This window comes from Pseudomonas sp. PS01300, assembly GCF_029960155.1.
In the GTDB taxonomy this organism is placed as follows: domain Bacteria; phylum Pseudomonadota; class Gammaproteobacteria; order Pseudomonadales; family Pseudomonadaceae; genus Aquipseudomonas; species Aquipseudomonas palmensis.
On the sequence record NZ_JASCPN010000013.1, the window covers coordinates 13,520 to 33,691 of the forward strand.

16 protein-coding genes and 1 pseudogene are annotated in these 20,172 nt (G+C 62.3%); 15 read left to right on the forward strand and 2 right to left on the reverse strand.

Going from position 1 to position 20,172, the window contains the following annotated elements:
• Positions 1-22: 22 nt before the first annotated feature.
• Both QMX96_RS09485 and cheR read left to right on the forward strand, forming a co-directional pair.
• A complete protein-coding gene (locus tag QMX96_RS09485) occupies positions 23-952 on the forward strand; it encodes a chemotaxis protein CheV (RefSeq protein WP_100634319.1) in 930 nt (309 codons plus the stop codon).
• A 49-nt stretch (positions 953-1,001) separates the two neighbouring features.
• A complete protein-coding gene (cheR, locus tag QMX96_RS09490) occupies positions 1,002-1,829 on the forward strand; it encodes a protein-glutamate O-methyltransferase CheR (protein WP_043861780.1) in 828 nt (275 codons plus the stop codon).
• Positions 1,830-1,887: 58 nt separating this feature from the next.
• Here the strand turns inward: cheR and QMX96_RS09495 are convergent, their stop codons facing one another.
• Both QMX96_RS09495 and QMX96_RS09500 read right to left on the reverse strand, forming a co-directional pair.
• Complete coding sequence (locus QMX96_RS09495) at positions 1,888-4,419, reverse strand: autotransporter outer membrane beta-barrel domain-containing protein (RefSeq protein ID WP_116053213.1); 2,532 nt, start codon at positions 4,417-4,419, stop codon at positions 1,888-1,890.
• A gap of 139 nt (positions 4,420-4,558) precedes the next feature.
• Complete coding sequence (locus QMX96_RS09500; RefSeq protein ID WP_158554927.1) at positions 4,559-4,717, reverse strand: hypothetical protein; 159 nt, start codon at positions 4,715-4,717, stop codon at positions 4,559-4,561.
• A gap of 59 nt (positions 4,718-4,776) precedes the next feature.
• On the opposite strand from QMX96_RS09500, the gene flgB reads away from it, so the two are divergent.
• The 13 genes and pseudogenes from flgB (at position 4,777) to QMX96_RS09565 (ending at position 20,133) form a co-directional block, all read left to right on the forward strand.
• The gene (flgB, locus tag QMX96_RS09505) at positions 4,777-5,184 is read left to right on the forward strand and encodes a flagellar basal body rod protein FlgB (protein WP_054915646.1); all 408 of its coding nucleotides are present in this window, start codon (positions 4,777-4,779) and stop codon (positions 5,182-5,184) included.
• 3 nt (positions 5,185-5,187) lie between these two features.
• Positions 5,188-5,631, forward strand: a complete 444-nt coding sequence (flgC, locus tag QMX96_RS09510) for a flagellar basal body rod protein FlgC (RefSeq protein WP_043861782.1) — start codon at positions 5,188-5,190, stop codon at positions 5,629-5,631.
• Between the two features lie 15 nt (positions 5,632-5,646).
• A complete protein-coding gene (flgD, locus tag QMX96_RS09515) occupies positions 5,647-6,351 on the forward strand; it encodes a flagellar hook assembly protein FlgD (protein WP_104572203.1) in 705 nt (234 codons plus the stop codon).
• A 31-nt stretch (positions 6,352-6,382) separates the two neighbouring features.
• Positions 6,383-7,744 carry a flagellar hook protein FlgE gene (gene flgE, locus QMX96_RS09520; protein WP_088515594.1) on the forward strand — a complete coding sequence of 454 codons (1,362 nt, stop codon included), beginning with the start codon at positions 6,383-6,385 and terminating at the stop codon, positions 7,742-7,744.
• Positions 7,745-7,816: 72 nt separating this feature from the next.
• Positions 7,817-8,008, forward strand: coding sequence for a hypothetical protein (locus tag QMX96_RS09525; protein ID WP_349016784.1), 192 nt, complete (start codon positions 7,817-7,819; stop codon positions 8,006-8,008).
• 192 nt (positions 8,009-8,200) lie between these two features.
• Positions 8,201-8,941, forward strand: a complete 741-nt coding sequence (locus tag QMX96_RS09530) for a flagellar basal body rod protein FlgF (protein WP_043861786.1) — start codon at positions 8,201-8,203, stop codon at positions 8,939-8,941.
• A 45-nt stretch (positions 8,942-8,986) separates the two neighbouring features.
• On the forward strand, positions 8,987-9,772 hold the full coding sequence (flgG, locus tag QMX96_RS09535) for a flagellar basal-body rod protein FlgG (RefSeq protein WP_043861787.1): 786 nt from the start codon (positions 8,987-8,989) through the stop codon (positions 9,770-9,772).
• A gap of 53 nt (positions 9,773-9,825) precedes the next feature.
• On the forward strand, positions 9,826-10,521 hold the full coding sequence (gene flgH / locus QMX96_RS09540) for a flagellar basal body L-ring protein FlgH (RefSeq protein ID WP_043861788.1): 696 nt from the start codon (positions 9,826-9,828) through the stop codon (positions 10,519-10,521).
• 12 nt (positions 10,522-10,533) lie between these two features.
• Positions 10,534-11,643, forward strand: coding sequence for a flagellar basal body P-ring protein FlgI (locus QMX96_RS09545; protein ID WP_054915656.1), 1,110 nt, complete (start codon positions 10,534-10,536; stop codon positions 11,641-11,643).
• Positions 11,644-11,653: 10 nt separating this feature from the next.
• Complete coding sequence (flgJ, locus tag QMX96_RS09550) at positions 11,654-12,859, forward strand: flagellar assembly peptidoglycan hydrolase FlgJ (RefSeq protein ID WP_043861789.1); 1,206 nt, start codon at positions 11,654-11,656, stop codon at positions 12,857-12,859.
• A 10-nt stretch (positions 12,860-12,869) separates the two neighbouring features.
• On the forward strand, positions 12,870-14,909 hold the full coding sequence (gene flgK / locus QMX96_RS09555) for a flagellar hook-associated protein FlgK (protein ID WP_104572206.1): 2,040 nt from the start codon (positions 12,870-12,872) through the stop codon (positions 14,907-14,909).
• Between the two features lie 13 nt (positions 14,910-14,922).
• A complete protein-coding gene (locus tag QMX96_RS09560; protein WP_282361668.1) occupies positions 14,923-16,506 on the forward strand; it encodes a flagellar hook-associated protein 3 in 1,584 nt (527 codons plus the stop codon).
• A gap of 70 nt (positions 16,507-16,576) precedes the next feature.
• Positions 16,577-20,133 (forward strand): annotated as a pseudogene (locus tag QMX96_RS09565) (glycosyltransferase).
• The last annotated feature ends 39 nt before the right edge of the window (positions 20,134-20,172 follow it).

Here is a 20,172-nt window from a genome sequence, read left to right on the forward strand (position 1 = left end):
GCATTTGGTCGAGGAGTCTGGCATGGCTGGTGTAATGGATTCGGTTAACCAGCGCACACAACTGGTAGGGCAGAACCGTCTCGAACTGCTGTTGTTCCGCCTCAATGGCGAGCAGCTGTACGGGATCAACGTGTTCAAGGTGCGGGAGGTGCTGCAATGCCCGAACCTGACCGTGATGCCCAAGTCCAACCCGGTGGTGCGCGGTGTGGCGAATATTCGTGGGGCAACCATCCCGATCCTGGATCTGGCGATGGCGACCGGCATGCCCGGTCTGAGTGAAGATGTCGGCAAGAGCTTCGTGATCATCACCGAGTACAACACCAAGACCCAGGGGTTTCTGGTGCACTCGGTCGAACGCATCGTCAACATGAACTGGGAGGAGATCCATCCGCCACCCAAGGGCACCGGTCGTGACCATTACCTGACGGCCGTGACCCGGGTGGACGGCAAGATGGTCGAGATCATCGACGTGGAGAAGATCCTCGCCGAGGTCTCGCCGACCTCCGAGGCGATCTCCCTGGGTGTGGTCGACGAAGAAGTGCAGGTCAAGGCCGTGTCGCTGCGCGTGCTCACCGTGGATGACTCCTCGGTGGCACGCAAGCAGGTCAGTCGTTGCCTGCAGACGGTGGGGGTCGAGGTGGTGGCGCTCAACGACGGCCGGCAGGCGCTGGATTACCTGCGCAAGATGGTCGATGAGGGCAAGCATCCGGAAGAGGAATTCCTGATGATGATTTCCGACATCGAGATGCCGGAAATGGACGGCTATACCCTGACTGCAGAAATCCGCAACGACCCGCGCATGCAAAAGTTGCACATCATCCTGCATACTTCGCTTTCCGGCGTCTTCAACCAGGCCATGGTCAAGAAGGTGGGCGCGGATGATTTTCTCGCCAAGTTCCGGCCGGATGACCTGGCGCAACGCGTGGTCGACCGGATCAAGGCCACCCACTAACGGCCAGGGCTCGTCCCTGGCGTTACACATGATTTAAGAGGCGGCATCATTGTCTACGGGTAATTTGGATTTCGAACAATTCCGGGTCTTCCTGGAAAAAGCCTGTGGCATCCTGCTGGGCGAAAACAAGCAGTATCTGGTCTCCAGCCGTCTCAACAAGCTGATGGAACAGCAGGGCATCAAATCGTTGAGCGAGCTGGTGCAGCGGATCCAGACCCAGCCGCGCAGCGGCTTGCGCGAGCAGGTGGTCGATGCGATGACCACCAACGAAACCCTGTGGTTTCGCGACAACTATCCGTTCGAGGTGCTCAAGAACAAGGTCTTGCCCGAGCAGATCAAGGCCAACCCTGGCCAGCGCCTGCGCATCTGGTCGGCGGCCTGTTCGTCGGGGCAGGAGCCGTACTCGATCTCCATGGCCATCGATGAGTTCGAGCGCAGCAACATCGGGCAATTGAAGATGGGCGCGCAGATCGTCGCCACCGACCTGTCCGGCTCGATGCTGGCCAACTGCAAGACCGGTGAGTACGACAGCTTGGCCATTGCCCGTGGCTTGTCCCAGGAGCGCCTGCAACGCTATTTCGACCCCAAGGGGCCGGGGCGCTGGGCAGTCAAGGCCCCGATCCGCAGCCGCGTCGAGTTTCGTTCGTTCAACCTGCTCGACAGCTACGCGAGCCTGGGCAAGTTCGACATCGTGTTCTGCCGCAACGTGCTGATCTACTTCTCCGCCCAGGTGAAGAAGGACATCCTGCTGCGCATTCACGGCACGCTCAAGCCCGGCGGTTACCTGTTCCTGGGGGCGTCCGAGGCGCTCAACGGGCTGCCCGACCATTACCAGATGGTGCAGTGCAGCCCGGGGATCATCTACCAGGCCAAGTGAAACGAAAAAGGCCGGTGTCGCGAGACACCGGCCTTTTTCATGCAGCTGCTGTCATCGATCAGAAGTCGTAACGCACCTTGGCCGAGAACACATCGGCGTCAAAGCCCGATTTGCCGATGTAGTCGTAGTTCACGCCCAGGGTCACCGCGCCCAGCTTGTAGTCGGCGCCTACGCCGGCTTCGTAGCTGTTGCGCACGGCCTTGGCGCCGCTGGTGACGAACGGGGTGCTACCCAGCAGGAAGGTCGAGGTGCTCTTGGCTTCGTCCGCCGCGAAGTCATGGTATGCCATCAGGCGAGCCTGTGGCTGCAGGGTGCCGGCGCCCAGCGGATACTCGCCGGCAACGCGCAGGCCTGCGCCCAGCTCGATGGCCTCGTAGCGCTGGTCTTCGACCTTCAGTGCAGCCGACGAACCCTTCTCGCGGTAACCGTCGATGTTCACCAGGCTGTAGCGCGCGGCAATGCGCGGCTCGACCAGCATCTGCGGGTTGATGTGATAGGTGTAGCCACCCACCACGTTCAGGCCCAGCAGGTCGCTGTCGTAATCGGCCTTGGCCGAGGTGCCGGCAATCTTGCGTTTGCTGTCGTTGTCGTTCAAGCCATAGCTCAGGCTGGCATCGACGAAGTAGTTGCCCTGCTCGAAGCCGCCGTACAGCGTGAAGGCGTGGCTGTCCACCTTGGTCTGGTTGCCGCTTTTGCCGTTGACGTCGGTGTTGATGAAGCTGTACGCCAGGCCCAGGGTCAGGTTGTCGTTGAGCTTGCCGTCGGCACCCACCGCGATGCCGCGGCTGTAGGCGTTGTAGCCGGCCACGCCGTCGCGCAGGTCCTGGCTGGCATCGCTGTAGAGGGTCTGCACCCACACGCCGGTGTCCTTGAACGCTTCGCCCGAGGAGGCGCCGCGCAGGCTGCTGGTACGGCTGCCGGTGACATTGCTCACCAGGTTCTGGCTGGTGGTGGCTGCCTGGGTGGCGCCGCCGTTGACTTCAGGTGTCAGTTGCTCGGCCAGCTTGGCCAGCTGGGCCTCGTCGGCATTGGCGAAGGCTTGCAGCAGCGGGTCGTTGGCGCTCAGTTTGCTCAGGATGCTGTCGCGGTTCAGGCTGCCCAGGGCCAGCTGGCTGTTGGCCGAGGCACCCTGGCCGACCAGGATCTGGTTGACTTCGTCAGCACCCTTGCCGGTGACGGTCGCGACCAGTTTGTTGCCCTGGACTTTGTAGCTGTCGACCTTGAGCAGGGCCGAGCTGCTGACCAGGTTGATGTTGCCGTCGATCTTGCCGGCTTCGATCAGGCGATAGGTATTGCCCTTGGCGTTGAAGTCACTGCCCTTGGCGGCCAGCTTGACTTGCGAGCCTTTCTCGAATTCGGCAGTGCCAGTTACCTTCAGTACCGCTGCATTCGGGTTGGTGGCCGTGCTCAGGTTCAGCCCCAGCGAGGAGTTGCCTGCTACGGTCATGCTGCCGTCCAGCACGGTATGGGGTTTTACCAGGTTCAGGTGAGCGCTTCCGGTTTCTCCGCCCACGCTCATCCAGCCACCCTGACGCAGGCGGATGTTGGCGCCGTCGTTGCCCTGGGTGCCGCTGAAGTCGACGTTGCCATAGACGTCGATGGACGTCAGATCGATCAGGTTGCCCGTCACCTTGCTGCCGTTTTGCAGGCTCAGGTAGACGGTCTTGTTGGTTTCGGATGCATCGACCGCTTCATCTTCGGAGATCAGCGTGCCGCTGTTGACGACCCACAAAGCGTCACGGTTGGCCACGTCGATGTCGAAGTTGCCGATCACGATGGCCGCATCGGTCGCCTTGATGGTGCCGGTGTTGACGATCTGGCGCTCGGCGGTGGTGAAGCTGGCGCCGTCCACACGGATGCCTTCGGCGTCATCGCCGGTGGCGATGATGGTGCCGTTGTTGACGATGCCGGCCAGGTCGACCATGTCCACATTCTGCCCGTTGAAGCTGGTAGTGGCGTCGATGGCGGTAGCGCCGTTACCGGTAACCTGGATCAGGCCGTTGTTGATCAGCTTGCCGTCGATACGGCCGCCTTCCAGGTTGATGCCCTTGGCGCTGGTGCCCTTGGCGATGATGCGGCCAGTGGTGTCATTGAGCAGGTCGCCCTTGATCGTGCCGGTGAAGTCCAGTGCACGGGCCACGTCCATTTCGCTGCCGTCGAGCAGCGGTTCGCCGGTAGCGCTGAGCAGGCCCTGGTTGATGACGCTGCCATTGATGGTGGCCGGGTCGATCATCAGGGCATTGGAGCCGCCGCCCACGGCGCTGATGCTGCCCTTGTTGATCAGGTTGCCGTCGATCTGGTTGCTGGCCCAGCTGCTGCCGTCTTCCCAGGCGTCCAGGTCGATGCCGCCGGCAAAGTTGCCGCTGCTGTTGATCGTGGTGTTGAGAATCAGGTCGCCCTTGACGTGGTTGCCGTTGAATTCGATCGCGTCTTCGGCGGCACTGCCGGTGTAGGCGCCAGTGAATTCGAGGTTGCCTTCGTAGGTCTTGTGCTCGCTGATGAAGCCGGCATCGGTCAACTTGATGGTCTGGGCGCCGACAGGCAGGGCGGTGGCAGTGATTGCCAGGGCGAGCAGGGTCTTGCGAAACATCACAGGAGTCACGGTTTATTCCTTAAACACAGCGTATTGAATTCGGCGCTTGCCTGCGTGGCATGACGGCTGTGCGGTGATAGCCAGATGCCACGTAGCGGAGCGGGACGGATCTTAGATGAGAGATAGCGAATTGACATTAAAATTTGACGCCAAAAGGGCGCAGGGTGGGGTTGCCGCTGCCAGGCAATTGCCGCTTTGCCGGTGTCTGGCGGAAATCCGTTGCCGCTTTTCTGGCATTGCCATGGCTGGCAAGCGCGGAAAAGCCCAGGCTTTGCTGGGTTTTGTGTTTTGGCACGGGACTTGCTCTATCACCGGCAACGAACCCTACGGTCAACCTTCAAAGGTTTCCCCGACATGAGCATCAGTTTCGACAAAGCGCTTGGCATTCACGAAAAGGCACTGGGCTTTCGCGCCCAGCGTGCCGAAGTGCTGGCCAACAACATCGCCAACGCCGACACGCCCAACTACAAGGCGCGCGACATGGACTTCTCGTCCGTGCTGGCGGCCGAGACCGACAAGGTCAAGAACGGCCATTTCTCCCTCGAGCGCACCAACACCCGGCACATCGAGGCCCAAGGCCTGGCGATGGGTGACGAAACCCTGCAGTACCGCACGCCCATGCAGCCCTCGATCGACCAGAACACCGTTGACGCGCAGCTCGAGCAATCCAGCTATGCCGAGAACGCCGTGGGTTTCCAGGCCAGTTTCACGTTGCTCAACAGTAAATTCAAAGGGCTGGTGTCAGCCCTGCGCGGAGAGTAAGTCATGTCCCTTGCCAGCGTTTTCAACATTGCCGGTAGCGGCATGAGCGCGCAGACCACGCGCCTGAACACCGTTGCCTCCAACATCGCCAACGCCGAGACCGTTTCCTCGAGCATCGACCAGACCTACCGTGCCCGCCACCCGGTGTTCGCCACCACGTTCCAGCAGGCCCAGAATGGCGTCAGCCAGTCGCTGTTCCAGGACCAGGGCGAAGCCGGGCAGGGCGTTCAGGTACTGGGTGTGGTCGAAGACCAGAGCAACCTCGAGGCGCGCTATCAGCCCAACCATCCGGCGGCGAACAAGGACGGCTACGTCTACTACCCGAACGTCAACGTGGTCGAGGAAATGGCTGACATGATCTCCGCCAGCCGCTCGTTCCAGACCAACGCCGAACTGATGAACACGGCCAAAACCATGATGCAGAAGGTCCTGACCCTGGGTCAGTGATAAGGGGCGTTTTTTATGGCTGATGTAAACCTGAACGACGTCATTTCCAATTCCGGCGTCAAGAACTCCAGCAATACGAACGCGGCAAGCGGCCTGGGCGGCAAGACCGCCAACGGCCAGACCCTGGGCAAGGACGCGTTCCTGCAGCTGCTGGTTACCCAGATGCAGCACCAGAACCCGCTCGACCCGCAGGACAACAGCGAGTTCGTGGCCCAGCTGGCGCAGTTCTCCAGCCTCGAAGGCATCACCTCGCTGAACGATTCGGTCAACGCCATCACGGGGGCCATGGGTTCCTCGCAGGCGCTGCAGGCCTCCGGGCTGGTCGGTCGCTCGGTGATCACCCAGGCCGACAAGGCCGTGGTCGATACCACCAAGAGCTTCACTGGCCAGGTGGTGGTCCCGCAGTCGATCACTTCGGGCACCGTCACTGTCACCGACAAGGATGGCAAGACCATCAAGACCATCGACCTGGGCGAGCAGAAGGCCGGCAATGCCGACTTCATCTGGGACGGTACCAACGAGAAGGGCGAAAAGGTCGACCCGGGTACCTACACCTTCACGGCCAAGACCACCGTCGATGGCAAGTCGGCCGAGATGTACACCCTGCTGCCGGCCACCGTCAGCAGCGTCACCATCAGTCAGACCGGCGGCGAGCTGATGCTCAACCTCGCTGGCCTGGGCAGCGTTGCGCTGTCCAAAGTCCAAACTATCGGTATATAGAGCCGGCTAACGCGGCACAAGGAGTGGAAAGATGTCTTTCAATATCGGCCTTAGCGGTCTCTATGCAGCCAACAAGCAACTGGCTGTCACCGGCAACAACATCGCCAACGTTTCGACCACCGGCTTCAAGGCCTCGCGCGCCGAGTTCGCCGATGTGTACTCGGCCAGCAAACTGGGTGTGGGCAGCAAGACCGTCGGCAACGGCGTGCGTCTGGCTGCAGTCTCCCAGCAGTTCGGTCAGGGTGACATCAACAACACCGGCAACGTACTGGACATGGGTATCCAGGGCCAGGGCTACTTCGTCCTGAGCGACAACGGCTCGCTGAGCTACACCCGTTCCGGTGCGTTCCAGACCAACAAGGACAACTACGTGGTGACCTCGGACGGTATCCGTCTGCAAGGTTACGCGGCCGACGTCAACGGCAAGATCATCAAGGGCGTGCTGACCGACCTGAAGATCGACACCTCCGCGCTGGCGCCAAAGACCACCACGCTGATCGATCAGGGCATCAACCTGAACTCCTCGGCGCCGTCGATCCCGCTGCAGGTACTGGATGACAGCACGCCGCCGGTGCTGGTGGACAACAAGACGTTCGACCCTTCGGACGAGAGCACCTACACCAAATCGTTCCCGACCAAGATCTACGACAGTCAGGGCAACGAGCACACGATGGAGCAGTTCTATCGCAAGACCGGTGACAACCAGTGGACCACCTATACGCTGGTCGATGGTCGCAACCCGTTCGACCCTACCAGCACCAAGCCACTGTCCGGCACCATCAGCTTCAATCCTGATGGCAGTGTCAAGGCCATGACTGCCGACAATACCGGTCACCCGGCGGGCTCCGAATTCACCGTGGTCAACAACAACTTCACCATGAAAGGCTGGGTGCCGGCGTCCTACGACAAGGCCACCGACAAGTGGGCGTCCAACGGTTCGGCCGGCAATGCCGACGGCATCCGTATGAACATGACCAGCACCACGTCGTACAACACCGACACTGCCCGCATGTCCCAGGCGCAGGACGGCTATGCCACCGGCATCCTGTCCAGCCTGAGCATCGACTCCACCGGTGTGATGTTCGCCAGCTTCAGCAACCAGCAGTCCCGCGCCATCGGCCAGGTCGCGATTGCCAGCTTCGCCAACGAGCAGGGCCTGGAGCAGCTGGGTGGTACCCGCTGGAAAGAGACCTACGCCTCGGGCATCCCGGGCATCGACACGCCAAAGACCGGTACCCTGGGTTCGATCGAGTCCAACGCACTGGAAGCGTCCAACGTCAACCTGACCATGGAGCTGGTCGAGCTGATCAAGGCGCAGAGCAACTTCCAGGCGAACTCCAAGACCATCTCTACCGAAAGCACCATCATGCAGACCATCATCCAGATGACCTGATGATCGCCTGATGAAATGAGCATGGACGAACCCCTTTCTCGGAAGGGGTTCGTTGTTTCGGAGGCAGTAGAAATGAAGTGCGCACTCGCAATCGTGGGCTTCACCTTGCTGGTGGTGGCTGTGCAGGTCGGCGCCGACATGGCCGCCTGGTATCGCTGGGAAAGCCAGGCCGATGGCCGGCTCGTCTGTTCGCAGGTTTCGCCGGGCGAGGGCTGGCGTCGGTTTTCCGGGCCTTTCAACAATGGCGCTTGCCGTGACAACTGAGGTTTGCCGCTAGCGGCAAGCTGGCGCCGTATTTTCGACGGTGCATCGCACGCGCAGGCGCTGGCCTGTGCTCCAGCCCCCGCATTGACGGGGCTTTACCCCTGTTTGGCAGAGTTGGTTTGAAACTTGCTTGAGTGACCGGCAAAGCAGCGGTGAACGGCAAGTGTTCGCCAGCGCAGCGGAGGATGATCTGTGGACAAGATGCTTTACGTGGCCATGACCGGTGCCAGCCAGAACGCACTGGCGCAACGGGCGCATGCCAACAACCTGGCGAACATTTCCACCAGCGGCTTTCAGCGCGACCTGGAGCAGGCGCGCTCGATGCCGGTGTTTGGTGACAGCTTTCCGGCGCGTGCCTATGCCATGACCGAACGTCCTGCCACCGATTTCAGCCCCGGTGCCATGCAGGAGACCGGCCGCGACCTGGACATCGCCATTGGTGGCGACGGCTTCATCGCCGTGCAGGCCCCGGATGGCAGCGAAGCCTACGTGCGTACCGCCAGCCTCAACATCGATGCCCTGGGCGTGCTGCGCGCGGGCAACGGCATGCCGGTGATGGGCAATGGTGGGCCGATTGCCGTGCCGCCCGAGCAGAAGGTCGAGATCGGCCAGGACGGCACCATCAGCATTCGCGCCATGGGTGAAGGCCCGCGGGTGATGGCCGAGGTCGATCGCATCAAGCTGGTCAACCCCGACGTCAAGACCCTCAACAAGGGCCTGGACGGCATGATCCACACCAAGAGCGGCCAGCCTGCCGATGCCGATGCCAACGTGCAGGTGGTGTCCGGTTTCCTGGAAGCCAGCAACGTCAACGCCGTCGAGGAAATGACCTCGGTGCTGGCGCTGTCCCGTCAATTCGAACTGCACGTCAAGATGATGACCACAGCCAAGGAAGGCGACGAAGCCATGGCTCGGGTTTTGCAAATCGGCTAATTACACAGACGTAGCGCCGTAAAACAGGCGCACGAGGAGAACAGCATGCTTCCGGCTCTTTGGGTCAGTAAAACCGGTTTGTCCGCCCAGGACACCAACCTGACCACCATTTCCAACAACCTGGCCAACGTCTCGACCACCGGCTTCAAGCGTGATCGTGCCGAGTTCCAGGACCTGCTCTACCAGATCAAACGCCAGCCAGGTGCCCAGTCGACCCAGGACAGCGAGCTGCCATCGGGTCTGCAGGTGGGTACTGGTGTGCGCATCGTCGGCACCCAGAAAAACTTCAGCACCGGCAGCCTGCAAACCACCGAGAACCCGCTGGACATGGCCATCAACGGTCGCGGCTTCTTCCAGGTACTGCAGCCAGACGGCACCGTTTCGTACAGCCGTGACGGTACCTTCCACCTGAACTCCGATGGCCAGGTGGTCACCGCCAACGGTTTCGCCCTCGAGCCTGCCGTGGTCGTGCCGCCAGACGCGCAGACCTTCACCGTGGGCCAGGACGGCACCGTATCGATCACCACCGCCGGCAACCCGGCCGCGCAGATCATCGGCAACATCCAGACCGCCGACTTCATCAACCCGGCCGGCCTGCAGGCCATGGGCAACAACCTGTTCCTGGAAACCGCCGCCAGCGGTGCGCCGCAGATCGGCACGCCGGGCCTGAACGGCTTCGGTACCACCCTGCAGCAGACCCTGGAAAACTCCAACGTCAGCACCGTGGAAGAGCTGGTCAACATGATCACCACCCAACGTGCCTACGAGATGAACTCCAAGGTGATTTCCACCGCCGACCAGATGCTCTCGTTCGTTACCCAGAACCTGTAAGTGAAGCCCCAGGGGCGCTGATGCGGCGCCTGTTACACCGTGAGGTCAGAGTCATGAGCCGTTTGTTGTCCGTATTCGCCCTGGGTGGGGTGGTGTTGCTGGCCGGTTGCGTCGCGCCGACGCCAAAGCCCAACGACCCGTACTACGCGCCTGTGTTGCCGCGTACACCCCTGCCTGCAGCGGCCAACAACGGCTCCATCTACCAGGCCGGTTTCGAGCAGAACCTGTACAGCGACCGCAAGGCGTTCCGGGTGGGCGACATCATCACCATCACGCTCAACGAGCGTACCCAGGCGAGCAAGAACGCCAACTCGCAGATCGCCAAGAACAGCAAGGCCGAGCTTGGCCTGACCTCGCTGTTCGGTGCCGGGGTCAACACCAACAATCCGTTTGGCGACGGTGACCTGAGCCTCAGCGCCGGCTACAGCGGCGACCGCGCCACCAAGGGCGACAGCAAGGCGGCCCAGGGCAATACCCTGACCGGTTCGATCACCGTCACCGTGGCCGACGTGCTGCCCAACGGCATCATCGCGGTACGCGGCGAGAAGTGGATGACCCTCAACACCGGCGACGAGCTGGTGCGTATTGCCGGCATGGTACGCGCCGACGACATCGCCACCGACAACACCGTGCCGTCGACCCGGGTCGCCGATGCGCGCATCACCTATTCGGGCACCGGCTCGTTTGCCGATGCCAGCCAGCCCGGTTGGCTGGACCGCTTCTTCATCAGCCCGCTTTGGCCTTTCTAGGTTCGGATGATCATGTTCAACATCAAGCAGCTGATTGCCGCGACTGTCCTGTTGTCCACCGCGTTCGGCGTACATGCCGAGCGCCTCAAGGACATCGCCAGCATTTCCGGCGTGCGTACCAACCAGTTGATCGGCTACGGCCTGGTGGTGGGGCTCAACGGCACGGGTGACCAGACTACCCAGACCCCGTTCACCCTGCAGACCTTCAACAACATGCTCTCGCAGTTCGGTATCAAGGTGCCGCCGGGCTCGGGCAACGTGCAACTGAAAAACGTCGCGGCAGTGTCGGTGCACGCCGACCTGCCGGCGTTCGCCAAGCCGGGCCAGGTGGTGGACATCACCGTGTCGTCCATCGGCAACTCCAAGAGCCTGCGCGGCGGCAGCCTGCTGATGACCCCGCTCAAGGGTATCGACGGCAACGTCTACGCCATTGCCCAGGGCAACCTGGTGGTGGGCGGCTTCGATGCCGAGGGCCGTGATGGTTCCAAGATCACCGTCAACGTGCCATCGGCCGGGCGTATTCCGGGCGGTGCATCGGTAGAGCGCTCGGTGCCGAGCGGCTTCAACCAGGGCAACAGCCTGACCCTGAACCTCAATCGCCCCGACTTCACCACCGCCAAGCGTATCGTCGACAAGGTCAATGAACTGCTCGGCCCGGGTGTGGCCCAGGCGCTGGATGGTGGCTCGGTGCGCGTCACCGCGCCCCTGGACCCGAGCCAGCGCGTCGACTACCTGTCGATCCTGGAGAATCTCGAGATCGACCCCGGCCAGGCAGTGGCCAAGGTCATCATCAACTCGCGTACCGGTACCATCGTGATCGGCCAGAACGTCAAGGTATCGCCAGCGGCGGTCACCCACGGCAGCCTGACCGTGACCATCACCGAAGACCCGATCGTCAGCCAGCCCGGCCCGTTCTCCAATGGCGAGACGGCAGTGGTGCCGCGCTCGCGGGTCAACGCCGAGCAGGAAGCCAAGCCGATGTTCAAGTTCGGGCCGGGCACCACGCTCGACGAGATCGTGCGTGCGGTCAACCAGGTGGGCGCGGCCCCCGGTGACCTGATGGCGATTCTCGAAGCCCTCAAACAGGCCGGCGCGCTGCAAGCCGACCTGATCGTGATCTGAGGGGCTGGTCATGGATATGCCTAAAAGCGGCATCAGTGCCGCCGACAGTGGTGCCTACACCGACCTCAACCGCCTCAACTCGCTCAAGGTGGGTGATCGCGACAGCGACGCCAACCTGCGCAAGGTCGCCCAGGAATTCGAGTCGCTGTTCCTCAACGAGATGCTCAAGTCGATGCGCTCGGCCAGCGATGTGCTGGCCAAGGACAACCCGCTCAATACCGAAACCACCAAGCAGTACCAGCAGATGTACGACCAGCAGCTGGCGGTGAGCATGTCCCGCGAGGGCGGCGGCATCGGCCTGCAGGATGTGCTGATGCGCCAGCTGTCCAAGCAGAAGGCCACCAACGCTGCAGCGGCGGCCAGCAGCCCGTTCCCGCGGGTCGATCTGCAGCAGCGCAGCCTGTGGGCGACCAAGGTGGCCGAGCCACTGCGTGATGCCGCCAGCACCAGCCACCGCAACGACATGGCGGCGCTCAATTCGCGGCGCCTGGCATTGCCCGGCAAGCTCACCGATCGCCTGCTGGCCGGTATCGTGCCGTCGGCAGATGGAACGCCAGCCACCACCAATACCGCCGCGTTGCCGCAGCGCACCACGGCCATGACCGATGCGCTGGTCAAGGGCGACTGGGCCCCGGCCCAGACTTTTGCCGCGCCGGGCTCGATGCGTATCTACGGACGTGCCGTGGCGCAGCCGCCACTGGCCCCGGCCAAGCGCGCGTTCGATTCCAGCGACGAGTTCGTCACCACCATGCTGCCGATGGCCGAGCAGGCCGCCAAGCGTATCGGCATTGACCCGCGGTACCTGGTGGCACAGGCCGCCCTGGAAACCGGCTGGGGCAAATCGGTGATGCGCCAGGCCGATGGCAGCAGCAGCCACAACCTGTTCGGCATCAAGGCCACCGGCAACTGGAAAGGCGATCAGGCACGTGCGATCACCAGCGAGTTCCGTGACGGGCAGTTCGTCAAGGAAACCGCTGCGTTCCGTTCCTATGACTCCTACCAGGACAGCTTCCACGACCTGGTGAGCCTGTTGCAAAACAATGCTCGCTATAAAGATGCGGTAAATGCGGCCGATAAGCCTGAACAGTTTGTGCGAGAGCTGCAGAAGGCCGGGTATGCAACCGATCCGGACTACGCCAGCAAGATCTCGCAGATCGCAAAACAGATGAAGTCGTACGAGAGCTACGCAGCTGTCGCTACTACAACGAAACTATAAGGTTTGAATTATGGCGAGTTTGATCAATATCGGCTTATCCGGTGCCAGCGCTGCCCAATCGGGCATGCACACCACGGGTAACAACATCGCTAACGTCGATACCGCTGGTTACTCGCGCCAGCAGAACATTCAAAACTCCAAGAGTTCGATCCGCGAAGGCCAGGTGTTCATCGGCACCGGCACCACGCTGGCCGATGTGCGCCGCGTGTACAACAACTTCCTGGAAAACCAGCTGCGTACCACCAACTCGCTGAGCAGCGAGGCCAACGCCTTTCTCGACCAGGTCAGCCCCACCGACAAGCTGCTGTCGGACAAGGACACCGGTATCACCGGCGCCCTGCAGAGCTTCTTCACCGCCCTGCAGAGCGCTGGCGCCAAGCCGACCGAAGACGCCTCGCGCCAGTTGCTGCTGACCAGCGCCCAGGCGCTGAGCAAGCGCTTCAACACCATCGCCGCGCAGCTCAACCAGCAGAACACCAACATCAACGGCAACCTGTCGTCGATGGCCACCCAGGTCAACAACCTGACGGCCACCATTGCCAACTACAACGACCAGATCTCCCGCGTGTCGTCATTGCAGGGCAGCCCCAACGACCTGCTCGACAAGCGCAACGAAGCGGTGCGCCAGCTCAGCAACCTGGTGGGCGTGGATGTGGTCGAGCGCGAAGGCAACCTCGACGTGTACCTCAAGAACGGCCAGTCGCTGGTGCTCGGCAAGACCACCAACACCCTCGAGACGGTGAACAGCCCGACCGATCCGACCCGTTCCAACCTGGTGCTCAACCGCGGCACCACCAAGATCGACATCACCAACAGCGTCAGCGGTGGCGAGATCGGCGGCCTGATCACCTACCGCAATGACGTGCTGGAACCGGCGCTCAACGAACTCGGCCGTGTGGCCCTGGTGGTGGCCGACCGGATCAACAGCCAGCTGGCGCAAGGTATCGACAAGAACGGTGACTTCGGCGCGACCCTGTTCAACGATATCAACAACGCCACCATGATGGCTCAGCGCAGCATCGCCAAGGCGGGCAACAACGCCGCCACCGGCAGCCTTAACGTCAACATCAAGGACACCGGCAAGCTGACCACCAGCGACTACCAGGTGACCTTTACCGACGACAACAACTACACCGTCACCCGGCTCCCGGGTGGCACTGCGATGGGCCCCTACAAGCTGGACGAGACGCCACCGCCGGTGATCGACGGCTTCACCCTGGAAATGAACGGTGGCCTGCCCAGCAAGGGCGACTCGTTCAAGATCACCCCGACCCGCGGCGCCGCGGGCAGCCTCGACACCGTGCTCACCGACCCCAAGCGCATCGCGCTGGCGGCGCCGCTGACCGGCACCAGCGGTGCAGGCAACCAGGGTACCGGCATCATCGGTCAGCCCAACCTGACTTCGATGATCGACATCTACGACTCGGCCCAGCGCATCGAGCTGCAGAACGGCCTGAAGTACTCGACGCCGGTCAAGCTGGTGTTCGGTGATGAAAGCACCAACCCGCAGACCTACAAGATCCACAACGCCCAGGGCGATGAAATCGGCAGCGGTACTATCATTCCGGGCCAGGAAAACAAGCTGCAGATCAACGTGCCGATGGTCGATGCCAGCGGCAACCCGGTGGGTACGCCACAAAAGAACATCACCTTTGAAATGACCGTGGCCGGTTCGCCCAAGCAGGGCGACAACTACACGGTGGGCATGACCGGTGCCGGCTCGGCCGACAACCGCAACGGCCAGGCGGTGATCGATCTGCAGACCAAGGCCACCGTCGACGTCGGTCCCAACGGCAAGGGCATCAGCCTGACCGATGCCTACGGCAAGCTGGTGGAGAACGTCGGCGGCAAGGCGGCCCAGGCCAAGCTCGATACCGAGGCCACCGGAGCCCTGCAGAAGTCTGCGGTAGCCGCCAGCGCTTCGGTGTCCGGCGTCGACCTGGACGAAGAAACCGGCAACCTGATCAAGTTCCAGCAGTACTACACGGCCTCCTCGCAGATCATCAAGATCGCGCAGGAAATTTTCACCACGCTGATCAACAGCCTTTAAGGAGTCGTAGATCGTGCGCATTTCCACCGCCCAGTTCTACCAGACCAGCACCTCCAACTATCAGGCTAACTTCGCCAAGGCCGTGGAGTCCCAGCAGCAGGCCAGTGACCAGTTGCGCGTACGTACCGCCGCGGACGACCCGGTCGGTGCCGCGCGCCTGCTGCAACTGGAACAGCAGAACAACCTGATCACCCAGTACAGTGGCAACATCTCCAGTGCACGCTCCAGCCTGGGCACCTCCGAGGCCACCCTCAACAGCATCACCAATGTGCTGTCGCGGGTGAAGGAGCTGGCGATCGGCGCCGGCAGCGGCAACATGACCGACAACGATCGCAAGGCCAACGAGCAGGAGTTGTCGCAGCTCGAAGAGCAACTGTTCAGTCTGATGAACAGCCGCGACGAGAACGGCAAGTACATCTTCTCGGGTTCGCGTGGTGACACCCAGCCGTTCGAACGCAATGCCGATGGCACCTACTCGTACAAGGGCGACCAGAGCACCACCAACCTGCAGGTCGGTGACATGCTCAGCGTGGCCACCAACGAGACCGGCTACGACGTGTTCCAGAAGGCGCTGAACACCAGCCGCAGCCAGACCACCATGACCGCGCCTGCCAACCCGGCCGACGTGCGTGTCAACCTGTCCAATGGCCAGGTCTCCGGCAGCTCGACCTACAACGACCTGTTCCGCAGCGGCGAGCCGTACAAGATCGAATTCGTCAGCGCCACCGAGTTCAAGATCACCGACGTCAACAACGTCGACCGTACCCTGGAAGCCACCAATGGCGGGGTCTTCAACCCGAAGGGCGGCAATACCACCATCAACTTCCGCGGCGTCGACATCCGCATGGAAGTCAGCCTGCAGGGCGACGAGCTGACCGACCCCACCGCCGCTGACGACGCGGTGCGCGGGCACGAGTTCACCCTCGCTTCCAAGCCCGACGAAATCACCGGCACCCGCAGCCCCGGCAACGTGTCGCCCGACGGCCAGCTCAGCGGCCTGTCGATCGCGGACAAGGCAAAATACGACGCTGCGTTCCCCGGTGGCGGTGCGATCGTCAAGTTCACCAGCGACACCACATTCGACGTGTATGCCCAGCCTATGACCGCCGACAGCCGTCCTGTGGGCAGCGGTGATACCACCGTCAGCCCGACCCGCGTGGCCGGCGTCGACTTCACCTTCAGTGGCACGCCCAAAGATGGCGACCAGTACTCGGTGCAGGTCAACAACCACCAGAACCAGAACGTGCTCGACACCATCCATCAGTTGCGCACCGCGCTGCTGACACCTGTCGACAACGATCCGACAGCCCGCCGCAACTTCCTCGCGTCGATGGACTCGGCTATCTCCAACCTGGCCAGTGCAGCGGACAAGATCGCCGAATCCATCAGCTCCATCGGTGGACGCGGTGCGGCACTGGATGTGCAGGCAGAAACCAACGAAGCCTTGCAGTCGGCCAACACCATCACGCAGAACTCGATCCGTAACGCCGACCCTGCCGAGACGATGATCCGCCTCACGCTTCAGCAGAACATGCTGCAAGCCTCGCAACTGGCCTTCAGCAAGCTGGCCGCGCTCGGGCTGTTCAACCGGCTCTGATTGACCCTTTTCTGCAGTACCCACCCGGGGGCGCTCAGTCGCCCCCGGGGTTTTCTCCAGGTCTATCTCAATGAACGAACTGCCGCTCGTCAGCATCGCCATCCCCGCGTTCAACCCCGAGTTCTTCAGTCGCGCCCTGCACAGTGCCATTACCCAGCGTTATGCCAACGTGGAAGTGGTCGTGTGCGACGACAGCCAGGGTGACGAGATCAAGGCGATTTTCGATCTGTGGGCAGGCCAGGCCACGTGCGCGTTGCGGTATGTGCGCAACCCTTCGACGCTGGGCTTTTCGCGCAATGTGCTGATGTGCCTGGAGCAGGCGCAGGGTGAATTCATCAAGTTTCTCTGCGATGACGACTGGCTGGTGGACAACTGCATCAGCCAGTCGACGCAGGTGCTGCGCGACTGCCCGGACGTGAATATACTGATTCACCACCGGCTGATATGCGCGGCGGACGAAACGGTACTGCCCATGCGCCAGGCCAACTGCATCATTTCCCCCACCAGCGCGTTGATCAACGGCGGCGACCTGCTGGAGGCGCTCGAAAGCAACCTGCCGAACCTGTTTGGGGGTATCAGCCATGCGCTGTTGCGCCGTGCCCAGGTTCAGGACTTTTTGCCGCAGCTGGTGCAGGAGGGCGAAGGGTTTCGTGCGCGCCTGGTCGAAGCGCTGTTCATCTGCCTGCTGCGCCGTGGCCACCTGGCCTACCTGAACACCATGCTCAGCCTGGAGCGTGTACACCCGGGGCGTTGGGCCATCACACCAGCATGACCCTGGCACACAGCATCGAAACCGAATGGCTGCACCAGATGCTGGCGTCGCGTACCAGTGAACCGGCCCCGGCCAGCGGCTGGATCCGCTATCTGCCACTGGAGCGCTACACCCTCGGCGCCGACAAGGCCTGGGAAGAGTTCGAGCTGACGCGCCTGTATGCGCGCCAGGTCGCCAGCTTTCAGCAACAGGTCGGCACCAGCAGCCTGAGCTTCACCGAGCTGTACGGCGAGTGGCTGGGATGTCGGGTATTGTCGGCGGCGCAGCTTGACCTGCTGCCCAAGCGCATTGCGCAATGGCCGCGTCGCCCGCGCATCGACGTGCTGGTGCTCGCTGCCCAAGACGATTGCATGGCACTCAAGGCCACGCTGGACAGCCTCGAGCAACAGTCCTATGCCGCTGCGGCCATTTGCGTGCTGGGCCCGGCAGCGCTGCAACCGTTGAACCCCAAGCTCGTGCAGGTGCACGCCCAGGGCCACGCCATCGAGCAGCTCAATGACTGCGTGACCCGCGATGGGGCGGGTGACTGGGTATTTCTGCTGCGTGCAGGCGACTGCCTGCACCCGCATGCGTTGGTCATCATGGCCGAGCGCATGGCACTGCAACCCGACTGCGCGTGCCTGTACACCGATGAAGGCACCCACGACAACCTGCAGCCCAGCCAGCCGATCTTCAAGCCGGACTTCAACCTGGACCTGATGCGCAGTGTTCCCTACGTAGGCAGGCTGCTGGCCTTCGATACCGCCCGGGTGCGTGAGCAGGGCGGTTTCGACCCGCAGTTCGAGTCGCTGGCACCCCACGACATGCTCTGGAAACTGGTCGAGAGTCAGGGGCTGGGCGCGGTGGGGCATGTCGCCGAGCTGCTGGTGCAATGTCGCTACGGCTATGAGGCCTGGCAGCGGGAAGCGGCCTGTGCCGTACAGGCACCCAGGGTGCTGCGTGCGCATCTGGCACGCCTGGGCGTCGAGGCCGAGGTGGTCAGCGCCGAAGGCTCGATGTTTGCCCATGTGCAGTATCGACATGCCGATACGCCGGCGGTGTCGATCATCGTTGCCGCAGGCGATGACGTAAAGGCACTGACGCGCTGCGTCGAATCGATTTTCGAGCACACCGCCTACTGCAACTACGAGATCCTGATTGCTGTCAGTGGTCGTGAGTCGATGCCAGTACAAGGCTGGCTGGCTGCAATGCAGGGGCTTGGCAGCGAGCAGTTGCGCATTGTGCCGGTAGCCTCGGCGAATGGCCCGGCGCTTTACAACCAGGCCAGCCTGCAGGCACGTGGCAGCTACCTGCTGTTGCTCGATTCGGACTGCGTGTTTTTCGACGCGCAATGGCTTGATGAACTGGTAGGTCAGGCCCAGCGTCCGGAGGTCGGCATCGTCGGGCCAAAATTGTGCAACCAGACTGGCAACGTGACCGGAGCAGGCCTGGTGCTGGGGCTGCACGGCCTTGCCAGCAGTCCGTTTTTCGGCCAGCCCGCAGACGCCAATGGCTACATGAATCGGTTGGCTTGCGTGCAGAACTACAGCGCCGTGAGTGGCGTCTGCCTGATGGTACGTCGCGAGCTGTTCGACCAGCTTGGCGGTCTGGACGGCGAAACCTTCTCGACCGGCTTGAGTGATGCCGACCTTTGCCTACGTATGCGCGACCATGGCTACCTGATCGTCTGGACTCCCTTTGCGGTGGTTGCCAAGGCCACCTCGCAGACGGTGGCCCTGGACGAGCAGCACAAGGACAGCTTCTACGAGCGCTGGCTGCCGCGCGTGGCCAATGACCCGGCGTACAACCACAACCTCAGCTTGCGCATGGCCAGTTTCAACCTGGAGCCGGGCCTGCGCGAGGGATGGGTGCCGTTCATCCAGCCGGTGCTGCCTTTTGTCATGGCCTTGCCAATCAACACCACTGCGGTCGGACACTATCGCGTCAGTCAGCCGTTCAAGGAGCTGGAACGGGCCAGCTGGATACAGGGACAGTTGAACTATGTGCTGCCGAGCATGGTGGAGCTTGAGCGTTGCAAGCCGGATGTGATCATCCTGCAGTGCCGCTATACCACCGGCTCGCTTGAGGAGATGGCGCGCATCCAGCGACTTTCTTCGGCTCGGCGCATCTACGAGATCGATGACTACATCATCGATGTGCCCGAGAAGAATGAACACCGGCGCAACATGCCCGGCAACATGCGCGAAATGGTCAGCCGCGGTATCGCCCTGTGTGATCGGGTGGTGGTCTCCACCGAGCCACTGGCCGACGCGCTGTCGAGCATGCACCGGGATATTCGCGTGGTCCCCAACATGCTCTCGCGCTCGTTGTGGGGCGGCCTGAAGGGGCGCCGCCAGACGTCGGCGCGTCCGCGTGTCGGCTGGGCGGGCGGCACCAGTCACCGCGGCGACCTCGAACTGCTGGCCGAGGTGGTCAAGACCTTGGCCAATGAGGTCGACTGGGTGTTCTTCGGCATGTGCCCGCAGCTGCTGCGTCCCTACATCAAGGAGTTTCATGCCGGCGTGCCGCTGCACCTGTACCCGCAGAAGCTGGCGGGCCTGAACCTCGATCTGGCGCTGGCGCCGCTCGAGCAGAACCTGTTCAACGACTGCAAGAGCAACCTGCGCCTGCTGGAATACGGTGCTTGCGGTTTCCCGGTGATCTGCACCGAGACCAAGGCCTACGGTGGTTACTTGCCCTGTACACGCGTACGCGAGAATTCGACCGAACAGTGGCTGGAGGCAATTCGCATGCATCTGTCTGACCCACAAGCCAGCTACCAGCAGGGTGATGCCCTGCGTGAAGTGGTACTGCGAGACTATTTGCTTACACAGCGGCACCTCCAGCATTGGGCAAATGCCTGGCTGGCGGACTGAATCCTGGCACTCGGTCACGCCGGGCGCCGACTCCATCAT

Excerpts from the sequence above, each read along its gene's own strand:
- QMX96_RS09525 (WP_349016784.1), top strand. The coding sequence starts at position 7,817 with ATGAAGTGCGCACTCGCAATCGTGGGCTTCACCTTGCTGGTGGTGGCT.
- flgB (WP_054915646.1), top strand. The coding sequence starts at position 4,777 with ATGAGCATCAGTTTCGACAAAGCGCTTGGCATTCACGAAAAGGCACTG.
- QMX96_RS09485 (WP_100634319.1), top strand. The coding sequence starts at position 23 with ATGGCTGGTGTAATGGATTCGGTTAACCAGCGCACACAACTGGTAGGG.
- flgH (WP_043861788.1), top strand. The coding sequence starts at position 9,826 with ATGAGCCGTTTGTTGTCCGTATTCGCCCTGGGTGGGGTGGTGTTGCTG.
- flgJ (WP_043861789.1), top strand. The coding sequence starts at position 11,654 with ATGGATATGCCTAAAAGCGGCATCAGTGCCGCCGACAGTGGTGCCTAC.
- QMX96_RS09545 (WP_054915656.1), top strand. The coding sequence starts at position 10,534 with ATGTTCAACATCAAGCAGCTGATTGCCGCGACTGTCCTGTTGTCCACC.
- flgK (WP_104572206.1), top strand. The coding sequence starts at position 12,870 with ATGGCGAGTTTGATCAATATCGGCTTATCCGGTGCCAGCGCTGCCCAA.
- flgE (WP_088515594.1), top strand. The coding sequence starts at position 6,383 with ATGTCTTTCAATATCGGCCTTAGCGGTCTCTATGCAGCCAACAAGCAA.
- flgC (WP_043861782.1), top strand. The coding sequence starts at position 5,188 with ATGTCCCTTGCCAGCGTTTTCAACATTGCCGGTAGCGGCATGAGCGCG.
- flgD (WP_104572203.1), top strand. The coding sequence starts at position 5,647 with ATGGCTGATGTAAACCTGAACGACGTCATTTCCAATTCCGGCGTCAAG.
- QMX96_RS09495 (WP_116053213.1), bottom strand. The coding sequence starts at position 4,419 with ATGTTTCGCAAGACCCTGCTCGCCCTGGCAATCACTGCCACCGCCCTG.
- flgG (WP_043861787.1), top strand. The coding sequence starts at position 8,987 with ATGCTTCCGGCTCTTTGGGTCAGTAAAACCGGTTTGTCCGCCCAGGAC.